The sequence below is a fragment of the Mycobacterium sp. URHD0025 genome (assembly GCF_000426065.1).
In the GTDB taxonomy this organism is placed as follows: Bacteria; Actinomycetota; Actinomycetes; order Mycobacteriales; family Mycobacteriaceae; genus Mycobacterium.
Genome location: NZ_AUEQ01000008.1, coordinates 319,791 through 334,613, shown reverse-complemented (window position 1 = coordinate 334,613; position 14,823 = coordinate 319,791). Strand labels below are relative to the sequence as shown.

Below are 14,823 nucleotides of genomic sequence, written 5' to 3'. Positions count from 1 at the left end.
CGACCGGGCGCGCTGAACACCAACCACCGCTAGGCGGACTTGGCGGTTTCCGGCGAGTTCTTCGCCAGATACTCGCGCAACGCCTGCCGGCCGCGGTGAATGCGGCTGCGCACCGTGCCGAGTTTGACGCCCAGCGTGGCGCCGATCTCCTCGTAGGACAGCCCCTCGATGTCGCACAGGACCACGGCCGCGCGGAACTCCGGGGCGAGTGAGTCCAAGGCGGCCTGCAGATCGGCCCCCAACCGCGAGTCGTGGTAGATCTGCTCGGGGTTCGGGTCGTCGGCGGGCACCCGGTCGTAGTCCTCGGGCAGCGCTTCCATCCGGATACGTCCGCGGCGGCGGACCATGTCCAGGAACAAGTTGGTGGTGATGCGGTGCAACCAGCCCTCGAAGGTGCCGGGCTGGTAGTTCTGCACCGAGCGGAAGACCCGGATGAAGGTCTCCTGGGTGAGGTCCTCGGCGTCGTGCTGGTTGCCCGAGAGGCGGTAGGCCAGGCGGTACACCCGGTCCGCGTGTTGGCGGACCAGCTCATCCCAAGACGGCATCGCGGACTGATCACCGGTCGCGTCGAACACCGCGGTACCGGTCAGTTCGTCGGACGGCTCGACCCATTCACCTGCGGTGAATTGCTCCAGGTGTGCCATTGACACCGGGGCGTGCTGGGTGGCCAGGTTCGAGTTAACAGTGTCGACGCTCGTCGGATCCTCCTGATCACAGATTTCACCCGGCTCAACACGATTGACGACATCGTTATTCCGATTGGTGTCCTGGTTGTGCTGGGCGGTGCGCCAGCGGGCGCCGTGTTCCATGCCGATACCGTTCCTGATCCCGGTGTGGCGGATATATGAGCAATCTGAACTTTCCCTGAGAATGCCGACGATACGTCCGATTACCAGGCCGAACCAGCGAATATCCGGCCGGTGATAACCGCCACGCACGGGCGTGTCGCGACGGCGCCCCGTCGGTCTGGCCTACGCTGCGGGCATGGTCAGCTCCAACCCCGGTCACGCCGAGGCGATCGTGACGCATGCCGAACGGTCGATCTCCGAGGACGAGATCGTCGCGGCTGCACGCGAGCGGGCCGAAGAACTCGGCGCGGGCGCCGTCACCCCGGCCGTAGGGGCGTTGCTGAGCGTGCTCGCGCGGCTCACCGGCGGCAAGGCGGTCGTCGAAGTCGGCACCGGGGCCGGCGTCAGCGGGTTGTGGCTGTTGTCCGGCATGAGCGACGACGGCGTGCTGACCACCATCGATGTCGAGCCCGAGCATCAGCGCATCGCCAAGCAGGGCTTCAACGAGGCCGGAGTCGGCCCCGGGCGCACCCGGCTGATCAGCGGCCGCGCCCAGGAGGTCCTGACCCGTCTGGCCGACGAGTCCTATGACCTGGTGTTCATCGATGCCGAGCCGATCGACCAGCCGCAGTTCGTGGCCGAAGCGGTGCGCCTCCTGCGTTCCGGCGGCGCGATCGTGCTGCACCGGGCCGCGCTCGGCGGCCGGGCCGGTGACGCCTCCGCCAACGATGCGGAGGTCACTGCCGTGCGCGAAGCGGCCCGGCTGATCGCCGAGGACGAACGGCTGACGCCGGTGCTGATCCCGCTGGGTGACGGCCTGCTCGCGGCCGCTCGCGACTGACTTTTCTCCCGCGAGCAGACACAAAACTGCCCTCTCTGGCGCGAAAAAGGGCAGTTTTGTGTCTGCTCGCGGGCATTTCGCGATCTTTACGGATTCCTGACGGGGCCTCCCCTTGACCGCGCGCTGAACGGGTGTTTAGCGTATTGAACATGCGTTCAGTCGATGATCGGACAGCGATGGCGCGGATCCGCGATGCCGCGATCGAGCAGTACGGACAACACGGATTCAGCGTGGGGCTGCGCACCATCGCCGAGTCCGCCGGCGTCAGCGCCGCCTTGGTGATCCACCACTTCGGCTCCAAGGAAGGGCTGCGCAAGGCGTGCGACGCCTACGTGGCCGAGGTGGTGCGCGAAGCCAAGACCGAGTCACTTCAGAGCGGTGACCCCTCCACCTGGATGGCCCAGATGGCCGAGATCGAGTCCTATGCCCCGCTGATGGCCTATCTGGTCCGCAGCATGCAATCGGGCAGCGATCTGGCGAAGTCCTTCTGGCGCACCATGGTGGACAACGCCGAGGAATACCTCCAAGAGGGCGTGCGGACGGGGCTGCTCAAACCCAGCCGCGATCCCAGGGCGCGGGCCAAGTTCATGGCGATATGCAGTGGCGGCGGCTTCCTGCTGTACCTGCAGATGCACGACGACCCGACAGACCTGCGCCGGGTGCTGCGCGATTACGGCGAGGACATGATGCTGCCCGCCCTCGAGCTCTACACCGAGGGCCTGATGACCGACTCGACGATGTACGACGCCTTCCTGCACCAACGCGAACAAGGCACCCCGTTCAGTTCCACGCCAACCGAGACCAAGGAGCCAGCGTGAACAACTCCGTCGAAATCCGCGGACTGTCAAAGTCTTTCGGGCACACCAAAGCCCTCGATGGACTGAACCTGACTGTGTCCCCCGGCGACGTCACCGGTTTCCTCGGCCCCAACGGCGCGGGAAAGTCCACCGCCATCCGGGTGCTGCTCGGCCTCCTGCGCGCCGACAGCGGCACCGTGCGCCTTCTGGGCGGCGACCCGTGGCGCGACGCAGTCGCCCTGCACCGCCGGATCGCCTACGTTCCCGGCGATGTCACGTTGTGGCCCAACCTGACCGGTATGCAGGCCATCGACTTCTTGTGCCGGCTGCGCGGCAACGGCGTCGACACCAGCCGCCGCGACGCGCTGATCGAGCGGTTCGAGCTGGACCCGCACAAGAAGGCCCGCACATACTCCAAGGGCAACCGGCAGAAGGTCGCCATCATCGCGGCATTCAGCTGCCATTCCGAGCTCTACATCCTCGATGAGCCCACTTCGGGACTGGACCCGTTGATGGAAAAGGCATTTCAGCAATGTGTGGCCGAAGTCGCCGGCCAGGGTGCCGCGGTCCTGCTGTCCAGTCACATCCTTGCCGAGGTGGAAAAGCTCTGCGACAACGTGACGATCATCCGGGCAGGACGCACGGTGCGTTCCGGAACCTTGGAAGAGTTGCGACATCTGATGCGCACCAAGGTCGTCGCCCGCACGCGCTCCGACGGCCGGGCGCTGCAGAACACGCCCTACGTTCACGACTTCACCAGCCGCGACGGCGCCGTGACCTTCTCGGTGGACCGCAACGACATCGAGTTCGCCCTGGATCACCTCACCGAACTCGGTATCGAAGACCTCACCGTCGCACCGGCGTCGCTGGAGGACATGTTCCTCCGCGAATACCAAGGGGTGACGCGATGACCCCGACACCGATGGCAACTGCTGCAGCCCGGCCATCGGGTCCGGCGCGGGCGGCCACGTCGTCCTTCACCGGCACCGCAACGCTGTTGCGGCTGGCGCTGCGCCGGGACCGCGTACGTCTCAGCGTGTGGCTGGCAATCCTGACGTTGATGATGGTGTACGCCCCCAACGCAATTCGGCTGGCCTATCCGGGCGAAGAACAACGGCTGGCCCGCGTCAACCTGCTCAAGACACCCGCCGGCATGATGCTCGGCGGCCCCATGTTCGGTGTCAACGAGACCGACCTGGGCGTGATGATGGCCAACGAGCTGACACTCACGCTGACCATCGCCACCTCGATCCTCGCTATTCTCACGGTGATTCGTCATACCCGCGCCGAGGAGGAGAACGGCACCGCCGAGTTGGTGCTCTCCTCGGTGGTGGGCCGGTATGCCCGGACCACCGCGGCCCTCATCCTGGTCGGCGGCCTCAACGCCGTGCTGGCCCTCACCATGACCCTGGCGATGGCCTCCACCGGCTTCGGCATCGCCGACACCGCAGCCATGTGCCTGGGTATCACCGGGGTGGCCATGGTGTTCGGCGCGGTCGCCGCCGTGACCGCACAACTGTGGCGACAGGCCCGCACGGCGTCGGGTGCGGCGATGGCGGTGCTGGCGGTGGCCGCACTGGTGCGCGGGGCCGGCGACGTCATCGACAACTCGGGCAGCGTCTTGAGTTGGTTCTCCCCGATCGCCTGGGCGCAGCAGATGCGGCCCTTCGTGGACCTACGCTGGTGGCCGTTCGGCTTGTTGGTGATCCTGGCCGTCGCGCTGATGGCCGTGGCCGCGGTGCTGGAGCGCCGACGCCAATACGACGCGGGCACCATCGCATCCGCGGGCGAGAAGCCCGATGCGCCCACCATCACCGGCCCGCTGCGCCTGCACGCCACGCTGCAACGCGGCCAGACCATCGGTTGGGCCGCCGGGCTGTTCGTGGCAGGGCTGGTTTTCGGCTCGATGACCAAAGCCCTGCTGGACGCGGCCAAGACGAACGATTTGATCGCCCGGCTGCTCTCCACCACCGGCAACGACGGCATCTACACCACCATGACGCAGTTCCTGGCCGCGGCGGCCAGCGCGTACGTCGCCTCCGCGGTACTGCGGGTGTACGCCGACGAGCAGAACGGGCTGGGCGAGCCGGTGCTGGCCGGTGCGGTATCGCGGTGGCGCTGGCTGTTGGGCGCGGTCTGCTGTGCAGTGGCGGGAGCGGCGATCCTGATGTTCTGCGCGGGGCTGGGCAACGGCCTGGGCGCCGGGCTGACGCTGGGCCAGCCGGCCACGATCGTCCACCTCACCCTGGCCGCGCTGGCCTATCTGCCCGCGCTCGCCGTGGTGGCCTCGATCGCGGCGCTGGCCGTGGCGCTGCGGGCGCCGTGGATCGCATGGCTCGCCGTCACATTCGTGATCACCACGCTGTACCTCGGGGCGCTGCTGCGCCTACCGCGCTGGCTGCTCGACCTGTCCCCGGTGGGCCAGACGACGGTGCCGAGAGAGTTTCCCGCTCTGGCGCTGTTGGTAATGCTGATCGCCGCAACGGTTTTGGCGGCCGTCGCGGGCTGGATCTATCGCAACCGCGACGCGGTGTGAACCGAAAAGGAGGCAGTCGATGAAACTCGCACTTCAGACAATCGCTTCAGGGGTGTTCGGCCTGGCACTCTTCGCCGTTGCGCTGTTCTGGCCGGCCGGCACGTTCGACTATTGGCAGGCTTGGGTTTTCGTCGCCGTCTTCATGGCCACCACCATGCTCCCGAGCATCTACCTCGCGGTCAGAGACCCTGCCGCCCTGCAACGACGCCTGCACGGCGGGCCCACCGCGGAAACGCGGATCGTGCAGAAGATCGTCATCTGGGCGATCACGGTCTCGGCTTTCGCGGCGTTCGTCGTCAGCGCCCTCGACCACCGGTTCGGCTGGTCGAGCGTGCCGATCGCAGTGGTCGTCCTCGGCAACGTCGTGGTGGCGGTCGGGCTCGTCCTCGCCCAAGCCGTGGTCTTCCAGAACAGCTTCGCCGGCGCCAGCATCCGGGTGGAGGACCAACAGCCGCTCGTGTCAACGGGTCTCTACGGTCTGGTCCGGCACCCGATGTACTTCGGCGCGGTGGTGATGATGTTCGGCACCCCGTTGGCACTGGGTTCCTACTGGGGCCTGCTGGTGTCGATCGTGTCGGTGCCGATTTTCGGGGCGCGGATCGCCGATGAGGAGAAGATGCTGCGCACCGAGCTCGACGGCTACGACGAATACGCCCAGAAGGTCCGCTACCGGCTTTTGCCCTACGTCTGGTGAGGGCGTCGAGATGAAGATCGGCCTACGAGCAGCCGGGTCCGCGCTCATCGGGTTCGTGGTGTTCGGGCTGCTCGTGTTCGCACCGGCCGGCACGTTCGACTACTGGCAGGGCTGGGCGTTCATCGCCGTGTTCGCGGTCGTCTCGACATTGCCCAGCATCTACCTCGCCGTACACGATCCAGCGGCACTTCGACGCCGGATGCAGGCAGGGCCGACCTCCGAGACACGGCCGGTGCAGAAGTTGGCGAGCAGCATGGCGTTCCTGTTGCTTGCGATCATGATCGTGGTCAGCGCACTCGACCACCGGCTCGGGTGGTCGGCCGTGCCCCCCGTCGTCTCGGTGCTCGGAAATGCACTTGTGGCGGCGGGACTCGGCATCGCGATGCTCGTAGTCGTCCAGAACAGCTACGCGGCTGCCAACGTCAAGGTGGAGGCCGGACAGACAGTGGTGTCCACCGGCCTGTACGGGCTCGTCCGCCATCCGATGTACTTCGGCAACGTGATCATGCTGATCGGGTTGCCGCCGGCTCTCGGCTCCTACTGGGCGCTGCTGTTCATCGTCCCGGGACTGGTCGTGCTGAGCGTGCGCATCCTCGACGAGGAGAAGATGCTGCGCGCCGAACTGGACGGCTACGACCCGTACACCCGGAAGGTTCGCTACCGGCTTCTGCCCTACGTGTGGTGATCGCCGAAAACGGTCCGCAGCGGATAACCGCGAACCGCAGGGACGCGGGCCGAGTTCGCCGCATACTGCAGTGATGGAACTGTTGACTGGCTTTGGCCTGGCCACCGCGGCGGGGCTGAACGCCTACATCCCGTTGCTGGCCTTGGGCCTGCTGTCACGCTTCACCCCTCTGGTGTCGTTGCCGCCGGGGTGGTCCTGGCTCGAGAACGGCTGGGTGATCGCCATCGTGGCGGTGCTGCTGATCGTCGAAGTGATCGCCGACAAGATTCCCGCGCTCGACTCCGTGAACGACACCATCCAGACCTTCGTCCGCCCGACCGCGGGCGGCATCGTGTTCGGTTCGGGCACCGCGTCGCAGACCGCCGCCGTCGCCGACCCGGGCGCTTTCGCCCAATCCGGTCAATGGATTCCCGTGGCGATCGGCGCGGTCACCGCGCTCATCGTGTCGTTGACCAAATCGACGGTCAGACCGGCCGCCAACGTGGCCACGGCCGGGGTCGCCGCACCCGTGCTGTCCACCTTCGAGGACGTCACGAGTGTGGGGTTGGTCTTCGTCGCGATCCTGCTGCCCATCCTCGTGCTCGTTGCACTGCTCGCCCTGATCTGGGGCGCCTTCCGGCTGTGGCGTTGGCGCAGGCGCCGTGGCGAGGCCAAGGTCGGCATCAACGCACGCACCAGTGGGCTACCGCGCCGCGCGGCGGTGGACCTGTGGGAGTGAAGCCGGGCTGAGGACCAGACGGGTCAGATCCACACGCCCTTGCCCACCGCGACCACACCGCCCGCACTGATCGCGAACCGTTCCCGGTCCTTGTCGAGGTCCACACCCACCATCTCGCCCGGGCCCACCACGACGTTCTTGTCCAGGATCGCGTGGCGGACCACCGCTCCCCGGCCGATCCTCACACCCGGCATCAGCACACTGCCCTCCACGATGGCGCCGTCATCGATCGCCACGTTCGACGACAACACCGAATTGCGTACCGACGCGGCCGAAATGATGCTCCCGGCCCCGACCACCGACTCCTGGGCCGAACCTCCGTTGACGAACTTGGCCGGCGCCAGGTTCTCGGACTCACCGCGGATCGGCCAGCGCTTGTTGTAGAGGTTGAACACCGGGTGCACCGACACCAGATCCATGTGCGCGTCGTAGAAGGCATCTAGGGTTCCGACGTCGCGCCAGTACCCGTGGTCGCGTTCGGTGGCCCCGGGCACCTCGTTGTTGTTGAAGTCGTAGACCGCTGCCATGCCGTCGGACACCAGCCGCGGAATGATGTCGCCACCCATGTCGTGGTCGGAGTGGTCGTCGTCGGCATCGGCGCGGATCGCGTCGATGAGCACCTTCGTGGTGAAGATGTAGTTGCCCATCGACACGAAGGTCTGCTCGGCATCATCGGGAGTGCCCGGGGGCTCCGCCGGTTTTTCGATGAATTCCCTGATGCGCCCGGAATCGTCGGCGTCGATGCAGCCGAACGCGCTGGCCTCCGCGCGCGGCACCCGGATTCCGGCCACGGTCGCCCCGGCGCCACTGTCGATGTGGAACCGCAGCATCTGCTCGGGATCCATCCGGTACACGTGGTCGGCGCCGAAGATGATGATGTAGTCAGGGTCTTCGTCGTAGATCAGATTGAGCGACTGGTAGATCGCATCCGCCGAACCGGTGTACCAGCGCGGTCCGAGCCGCTGCTGGGCCGGGACCGGGGTGATGTACTCACCGGCCAGACCCGAGAGGCGCCAGTTCTGGCTGATGTGACGGTCCAGTGAATGCGACTTGTATTGCGTCAGAACGCAGATCCGCAGGTATCGAGCGTTCACCAGGTTCGACAACACGAAGTCGATCAGCCGGTAGGCGCCGCCGAAGGGAACTGCCGGCTTGGCGCGATCAGCTGTCAACGGGTACAGCCGTTTGCCCTCTCCCCCGGCCAGAACGATGCCCAGCACATGTGGCAACTCCCTCATGCGTCCAAACCTATCCGCCAACCAGCACCGCGGCCAGCCAATGGCAACAGAAGTGTGCGGCGGGTAGCTGGACCCATCACGACGCACTACCGTCTCGGATATGCGGGTGGCCATGATGACTCGGGAATATCCACCCGAGGTGTACGGCGGTGCCGGTGTGCACGTCACCGAACTTGTCGCGCAATTGCGGCAGCTGTGCGATGTCGACGTGCACTGCATGGGCGCCCCGCGGGACGGGGCCTTCGTGGCGCAGCCCGATCCGGCGCTGCGCGGCGCCAACGCCGCGCTGTCGACCCTGTCGGCGGACCTCAACATGGTCAACTCCGCCAGCACACCGGACCGGGCGGCCACGGTGGTGCACTCACACACCTGGTATGCCGGGATGGCCGGGCACCTGACCGGGCTGCTCTACGGCATCCCCCATGTACTGACCGCGCATTCGCTGGAGCCCCTACGCCCGTGGAAGGCCGAGCAACTGGGCGGGGGCTACCGGGTGTCCTCGTGGGTGGAACGCACCGCGATCGAAGCCGCTGACGCCGTGATCGCGGTGAGTTCCGGGATGCGCGACGACGTGCTGCGTACCTATCCCGCGCTCGACCCTAACCGGGTGCATGTGGTGCGCAACGGGATCGACACCGACGTCTGGTATCCGGCTCCGCCTGCCGTCCACGACTCGGTGCTCGCCGAACTCGGGGTCGACATGAACCGCCCGATCGTGGCGTTCGTCGGGCGCATCACGCGGCAGAAGGGGGTGGCCCACCTGGTGGCCGCGGCCCACCGGTTCAGCCCCGAGGTGCAGCTGGTGCTCTGTGCCGGCGCACCCGACACACCCGAGATCGCGGCGGAGGTGTCCTCGGCCGTGGCCGAGCTCGCTCGGGCCCGAACCGGCGTGTTTTGGGTGCGGGAAATGCTGCCGATCAACAAGATCCGCGAAATACTCTCCGCTGCAACGGTTTTCGTGTGCCCATCAGTTTACGAGCCGCTGGGTATCGTGAACCTGGAAGCGATGGCATGTTCGACACCGGTCGTCGCCTCCGATGTCGGCGGTATCCCCGAGGTCGTCGCCGACCGGCAGACCGGCCTTCTCGTGCACTACGACGCCACCGATCCGCGCTTCTTCGAGATGCGCCTGGCCGACGCGGTCAACGCATTGGTGGCCGAGCCGGAAACCGCCAGGGAGTACGGCGAGGCCGGCCGCAGACGGTGCATCGCAGAATTCTCCTGGGCCCACATCGCCGAGCAGACCCTGGAGATATACCGCAAGGTGTCCGCCTGAGCGGACACCTTGCGAAGTCGATCAGCTGGTGACGGCTTTGAGTTCGTCGCCCAGCGCAGCGGCCTCGTCGGGAGTCAGTTCGACAACGAGGCGCCCACCGCCTTCCAGCGGTACTCGCATTACGATCCCTCGCCCCTCTTTGGTTGCTTCCAGTGGACCGTCACCAGTCCGGGGCTTCATCGCCGCCATCGAGTGCTCCCTCCAACTTCGCCGGCCCGTGTCAGCGGGCCAGGTTGGGGCCGAAGCCGCCCACTCGTTGGCGGCACCCGGCGTTGAACTGCTACTGAACTAGCCCTATTGTTCCTTATCCGAGCCCATGCTTGTGCAAAGACCCTTCGGATACCGACTGATGTCACTTTTGACCGGTCGCCGGAACCCAACAGGACGCGACATGATCGTCGACCATCCCGGTGGCCTGCATCAACGCATATGCCGTAGTGGGGCCGACGAATTTGAAACCGCGGCGTTTGAGTTCTTTCGCCATGGCAGTCGATTCCGGTGTCACCGCAGGCACTTGGTCCAGGTCAGCGGGCCGCGGGCGGCTCGGCGGGGCGAATGACCACAGCAGTTCACTCAAATCGACGTCAAGGTCGGTGACGGCCCTGGCGTTGGAGATGGTCGCGACGATCTTGGCCCGGTTGCGCACGATGCCGGTATCGGCCATCAACCGCTCGACGTCGTCGTCGGTGTACTTCGCCACCTTGCCCGCGTCGAATCCGTCGAACGCGGCCCGGAAATTCTCCCGCTTGCGCAGGATCGTCAGCCAGCTCAGTCCGCTCTGGAAGGCCTCCAGGCTGATCCGCTCGAACAGCGCCGCGGAATCACGCAGCGGCCGGCCCCACTCGGTGTCGTGATAGTCGCGGTAGAGGGTGTCGCCGGATTGCACGGCCCAGCCACAGCGGATTCGGGCGTCGGCGGTGCCGACAATCCGGCCAGCGTCGGCGGTGCCGACAATCCGGCCAGCGTCGGTCACGACTCCTCCGAGGTGCGGACCTCGCCTGCAGTGGCCGACACTTCTTCGCCGTCGTCGTCCTCGTCGTCCTGGTCGTCGTCGTAGCCATCGAAGTCGTCGGGCACGCCGTAGGCCGCGCGCACGGCGGCGAGTTCTCCGCGCATCGCGTCCAGCTCCCGGCCCAGCCGGTCCAGGACCCAGTCCACCTCGCTGGTCTTGTATCCGCGGAGGGCCTGGGCGAACTTGACGGCATTCACGTCGGCCGCGGTGACGCCCGAGGCAGGCAGGACCGTAGCAGTCGTGCCCCGCGGCAACGGCGGCAGCGTCTCACCCCGGCCGAAGATGACGCTGCCCAGACCGAACAGCACCGTGGCCACCAGAACCAGCACCACCAGGTACAGCAGTATCAGTGTCACGCCCTCGATACTGCCTCACGCATGCGACACCTGGCGCGGGCGCCGGGCGACGATGGGCCACTCACCCGCCGTCGGCGCCGATCAGTGAGGCCGCAGGCTCACCATGGGCGGGCGATCGGCCAGAGACACCGACGACACCCGCGGGGTGAAATCGTCGCCGTCGAGGTAGAACTGCGTCAGCCCCACCCCGGAATCGGCGATCCCGCAGCGCGACAACAGGGTCGCGATCACCTGCCGGCTCATCGAGGCCAGTTCGGTCAGCGGCCGGTTGCGGTGGGCCCGCACTCCGAGGTTCACCTGGGCGATGGCGTCCAGGCCGAGCCGGTCGTAGGTATCGACCAGCAGGCCGATCTCCACGCCGTAGCCAGGCGCGAAGGGCACCGAGGTCAGCAGCTCGCGGGTGCCCGCGTACTCGCCGCCCAGCGGCTGCAGCACGCAGTTCAGCTCGGGGCGCAGCGAGGCCAGCAGCGGACGTGCCACCAGCTCGGTGACCCGGCCACCGCCGTTGGCGTCCTCGGCGCCGCTGACCTTGAGCGGCCGGCGGTAGAAACCCTTGACCAGGTGCACGCCGTCGGCGGTGAGCAGCGGGCCGAGAAGCTTGGGGACGAACATCGGGTCGGGGTCGATCAGGTCGGAATCGACGAAGGCGATGATGTCGCCCGTGGTGGCCGCCAGCGACCGCCACAGCACCTCGCCCTTGCCCGGCTGCGGCGCGACCTCGGGCAGCGCGACCTCGCGGCTGACCACCCGTGCCCCGGCGGCGACCGCGCGAATCTCGGTGTCGTCGGTCGAGCCCGAATCGAGCACGATCAGCTCGTCGACGAGCCCACCCAGCAACGGGGTGATGGTCTCGACTACCGAGGCGACGGTTTCTTCCTCGTTGAGGGCGGGCAGCACCACGGAAACCGTGCGGCCCGCTTTGGCGGCCTCCAGCTCGGCGATGGTCCAGCTCGGCCGGTTCCAGCTGTGGTCGGTCAGCCAGCGGTGCCCGACCACTCCGTCGGTGACGGCCAATTCGGGTATTGCGGTCATGCCAGCCCCCTCACTGTTCGTGCGGGTGTCCGCACTCCCTGGATCGACGCGACCATCTCCAGTACGCGCCGCGTGGGTCCGACCTCGTGTACCCGGAACATGGCCGCTCCATCCGCGGCGGCGAGTGCCGTCGCGGCCAGGGTGCCCTCCAGGCGTTCGGTCAGATCCACACCGAGAGTCTCCCCGACAAAATCCTTGTTGCTCAGCGCCATCAGGACTGGCCATCCGGTCTTAACAAGATCTTTTACGTGGCGCAACAAACTAAGACCGTGATGAGTGTTTTTACCGAAATCATGGGTCGGGTCGATCAGGATCCGATCCCGCGGCACACCCGTTGCTACGGCCCGCTCGGCGGCCGCGGTCACCTCGGCGATGACGTCGTCGACGACGCCGCGTTCGGTGATCCCGTAATTGACCCGGAACGGCCGCGTCCGCGGCACCGCGCCGCCGGTGTGTGAGCACACCAGCCCGGCGCCGAATTCGGCGGCCACCTCGGGCAGCCCGGGATCCGCGCCCGCCCAGGTGTCGTTGATCAGATCCGCTCCGGCCGCACAGGCCTGCTTGGCCACCGCGGCCCGCCAGGTGTCGACGGAGATCAGCTGATCCGGATAGGTGGTACGCAGCCATTCGATGAACGGCACGACGCGCGCGATCTCCTCTTGTGGATCGACCACGCCTCCGGGGCCCGCCTTGACCCCGCCCACGTCGATGACGTCGGCGCCCTCGTCGATCACCCGTGCCACTGCGGCCTTGGCCGCGTCATCGCTGAAGGTGGCACCGCGGTCGTAGAACGAGTCCGGCGTCCGGTTGACGATCGCCATGATCAGCGCACGGTCACCCGCGACCGGGCGACCCAGGAAGCGTCCACTGCACGTCGACAACACGCCTCCATAGTGCCTGGTGCGGCGCCCACGGCAGTATTCACACCAGGTTCCGCGCCGTTTTCTACCCCTTGGTCGTCGCCCGAGCGATCGACAACCCAGGCGTCGAAATCAGCGCGGAGCTCTACCCGCCTGACTACTTGGGCCGCTTCCCGGCCGTCACTTCCTCGGGGTACTCGGGATAGAACGGCACGTAGCCTTCGTCCCGGCCGGCCAGCACGTACAGCGGATCCTCGATATCCGATCCATAGCCCTGCTTGCGCAGGTCGACCTTCTGGCTCTTGAAGGTCGAGGTGTGGGCGAGTTCGGTGACGACGCGAACGAACAGCGGCACGGCATAGGCCGGCAGGTGGTCGTAGAACGCCTCGGCGATCGCCTTTCCGTCGAACTCCTTGCCGTCTTTGAGCTGGACGGCGGCCATGCCGGCGCGGCCACCGGCGCCGGGCACCTCGACACCGAAGACCGTGCATTCCTCGATCAGCGGATTGGCCGCGACGGCGGCCTCCACCTCGGTGGTGGCCACGTTCTCGCCCTTCCACCGGAAGGTGTCGCCGAGGCGATCGGCGAACGCGGCGTGGCCAAGCCCCTGCGAACGCATCAGGTCACCGGTGTTGAACCAGACGTCACCTTCCTTGAAGGCGTTGCGCACCAGCTTCTTCTCGCTTGCCGAGGGATCGGTGTACCCGTCGAACGGTTGCAGCGCGCTGATCTTGGACAGCATCAGCCCCGGTTCGCCGCGCTTGACCTTGCGCAGCCGGCCGTCGGCGCCGCGGGCGGGTTCACCGCTGTCGGCGTCGTATTCGACGAAGGCGACGGGGCTCGGGCAGATGCCGGTGGACTTCGAGACGTTGAAGACGTTGACGAAGGCGGTGTTGCCCTCGCTGGCGGCGTAGAACTCGCAGACGCGCGGGATGCCGAACCGCTGGGTGAACTCGTCCCAGATGGCCGGGCGCAGTCCGTTGCCGACGATCACGCGGACCTTGTGTGCGCGGTCGGTCGGCTTGGGCGGCTGGTTGAGCAGGTAGCCGCAGATCTCGCCGATGTAGACGAACGCGGTCGCGCCGTAGTCGATGACCTCGTCCCAGAATCGCGAGGCCGAGAACGACTTGCCCAGTGCCAGTGCCGCGCCCGAGTTCAGTGCCGAACCGACCGAGACGGTCAGCGCGTTGTTGTGATAGAGCGGCAGGCAGCAGTACAGGGTGTCATCGCTGTGCAGCCGGAGCCCCAGACCGCCGAATCCGGCCAGGGCCCGCAGCCAGCGGTAGTGGGTCATGACGCTGGCCTTGGGCATGCCCGTGGTGCCCGAGGTGAAGATGTAGAAGGCCTTGTCCTTGGCGAGGACTGCCGACGTGCTGGCCGGGTTGGTGGTCGGCGCGGTGGACGCCAGCCGGCGCAGCTCGTCGAGCGTGATCAGCCCGTTGACCTCGGCCCCGCATTCGGTGATGTGCTCGACCAGATCGACCTCGGCCACCACTGCGGCGGCGTCGAGCAGCCCGAAGCTGTGGGCGAGCACCTTGCCGCGCTGGTGGTAGTTGAGCATGCCGGCGACGGCGCCGCATTTGACGATCGCGAGCATCAGCAGTACCGCGTCGGGCGAGTTGCGCAGCATCACCCCGACCACGTCCCCGTGGCCGACGCCTTTGGCGGCCAGCACCGCGGCGTAGCGATTGACGGTCTCGTTGGCTTCCCGGTAGGTGATGCGCTCATCGCCGAACTTGAGGAAAACCCGGTCGGCGTACTGGGCGGCCCGCTCCTGGAACACCTTGCCGATCGAGGTCTTGGCCGTCGGCCGGGCCATCATCCCGGTGAGTACACCCCTGGCGATGACCGGCGCATCCATCAGCAGACCGGGCACCTGGCTGGCGAGGTCGAGTAAGCCGACGCTGCTCCTGGTGCCCGATTTCTGGTCGGTCATGCGGTGTCCCCCTGCGCGTTGTTATGGGTCTCGAGATGGCTCTCGTGTGGCCAA

At 66.9% G+C, this 14,823-nt stretch carries 16 protein-coding genes; 8 read left to right on the top strand and 8 right to left on the bottom strand.

Annotated elements, in window-relative coordinates; genetic code table 11:
• Positions 1-29 precede the first annotated feature (29 nt).
• Complete coding sequence (sigE, locus tag H977_RS0111905) at positions 30-809, bottom strand: RNA polymerase sigma factor SigE (protein WP_029108075.1); 780 nt, start codon at positions 807-809, stop codon at positions 30-32.
• A gap of 175 nt (positions 810-984) precedes the next feature.
• Between sigE and H977_RS0111900 the strand changes: the two genes are divergently transcribed.
• From H977_RS0111900 to H977_RS0111870, 7 genes are all read left to right on the top strand, one after another.
• On the top strand, positions 985-1,629 hold the full coding sequence (locus H977_RS0111900) for an O-methyltransferase (protein WP_029108074.1): 645 nt from the start codon (positions 985-987) through the stop codon (positions 1,627-1,629).
• Between the two features lie 149 nt (positions 1,630-1,778).
• Positions 1,779-2,447 (top strand): TetR/AcrR family transcriptional regulator, encoded by a 669-nt coding sequence (locus H977_RS0111895; RefSeq protein ID WP_029108073.1) that lies wholly within the window; start codon positions 1,779-1,781, stop codon positions 2,445-2,447.
• The gene (locus H977_RS0111890; RefSeq protein WP_029108072.1) at positions 2,444-3,337 is read left to right on the top strand and encodes an ABC transporter ATP-binding protein; all 894 of its coding nucleotides are present in this window, start codon (positions 2,444-2,446) and stop codon (positions 3,335-3,337) included. Before H977_RS0111895 ends, H977_RS0111890 begins: the two co-directional genes overlap by 4 nt.
• 11 nt (positions 3,338-3,348) lie before the next feature.
• Complete coding sequence (locus tag H977_RS0111885; protein WP_029108071.1) at positions 3,349-4,962, top strand: ABC transporter permease; 1,614 nt, start codon at positions 3,349-3,351, stop codon at positions 4,960-4,962.
• A gap of 19 nt (positions 4,963-4,981) precedes the next feature.
• On the top strand, positions 4,982-5,656 hold the full coding sequence (locus H977_RS0111880) for a methyltransferase family protein (protein WP_029108070.1): 675 nt from the start codon (positions 4,982-4,984) through the stop codon (positions 5,654-5,656).
• A gap of 10 nt (positions 5,657-5,666) precedes the next feature.
• The gene (locus H977_RS0111875; RefSeq protein ID WP_029108069.1) at positions 5,667-6,341 is read left to right on the top strand and encodes a methyltransferase family protein; all 675 of its coding nucleotides are present in this window, start codon (positions 5,667-5,669) and stop codon (positions 6,339-6,341) included.
• Between the two features lie 73 nt (positions 6,342-6,414).
• Complete coding sequence (locus H977_RS0111870; RefSeq protein ID WP_029108068.1) at positions 6,415-7,059, top strand: DUF4126 domain-containing protein; 645 nt, start codon at positions 6,415-6,417, stop codon at positions 7,057-7,059.
• 23 nt (positions 7,060-7,082) lie between these two features.
• On the opposite strand, the gene glgC is transcribed toward H977_RS0111870, so the two are convergent.
• Entirely contained in the window at positions 7,083-8,297 is a 1,215-nt protein-coding gene (gene glgC / locus H977_RS0111865; protein WP_029108067.1) for a glucose-1-phosphate adenylyltransferase, read from the bottom strand.
• A gap of 100 nt (positions 8,298-8,397) precedes the next feature.
• Between glgC and glgA the strand changes: the two genes are divergently transcribed.
• Entirely contained in the window at positions 8,398-9,573 is a 1,176-nt protein-coding gene (gene glgA / locus H977_RS0111860) for a glycogen synthase (RefSeq protein ID WP_029108066.1), read from the top strand.
• Positions 9,574-9,594: 21 nt separating this feature from the next.
• Here glgA and H977_RS34785 read toward each other — a convergent pair whose 3' ends face one another.
• The 6 genes from H977_RS34785 to fadD6 all read right to left on the bottom strand — a co-directional run bounded on the left by H977_RS34785 (position 9,595) and on the right by fadD6 (position 14,769).
• Entirely contained in the window at positions 9,595-9,762 is a 168-nt protein-coding gene (locus H977_RS34785) for a DUF3117 domain-containing protein (protein ID WP_003885506.1), read from the bottom strand.
• A 163-nt stretch (positions 9,763-9,925) separates the two neighbouring features.
• Entirely contained in the window at positions 9,926-10,528 is a 603-nt protein-coding gene (locus H977_RS0111850) for a DNA-3-methyladenine glycosylase I (RefSeq protein ID WP_502691166.1), read from the bottom strand.
• A 14-nt stretch (positions 10,529-10,542) separates the two neighbouring features.
• Positions 10,543-10,941, bottom strand: a complete 399-nt coding sequence (locus tag H977_RS0111845) for a DivIVA domain-containing protein (RefSeq protein ID WP_029108064.1) — start codon at positions 10,939-10,941, stop codon at positions 10,543-10,545.
• Between the two features lie 81 nt (positions 10,942-11,022).
• Positions 11,023-11,973, bottom strand: a complete 951-nt coding sequence (locus H977_RS0111840; RefSeq protein WP_029108063.1) for a glucosyl-3-phosphoglycerate synthase — start codon at positions 11,971-11,973, stop codon at positions 11,023-11,025.
• Entirely contained in the window at positions 11,970-12,794 is an 825-nt protein-coding gene (folP, locus tag H977_RS0111835; RefSeq protein WP_051288821.1) for a dihydropteroate synthase, read from the bottom strand. The genes H977_RS0111840 and folP overlap by 4 nt, the downstream gene beginning before the upstream one ends.
• A 196-nt stretch (positions 12,795-12,990) precedes the next feature.
• Positions 12,991-14,769 carry a long-chain-acyl-CoA synthetase FadD6 gene (gene fadD6 / locus H977_RS0111830; RefSeq protein ID WP_029108061.1) on the bottom strand — a complete coding sequence of 593 codons (1,779 nt, stop codon included), beginning with the start codon at positions 14,767-14,769 and terminating at the stop codon, positions 12,991-12,993.
• Between the last annotated feature and the right edge of the window lie 54 nt (positions 14,770-14,823).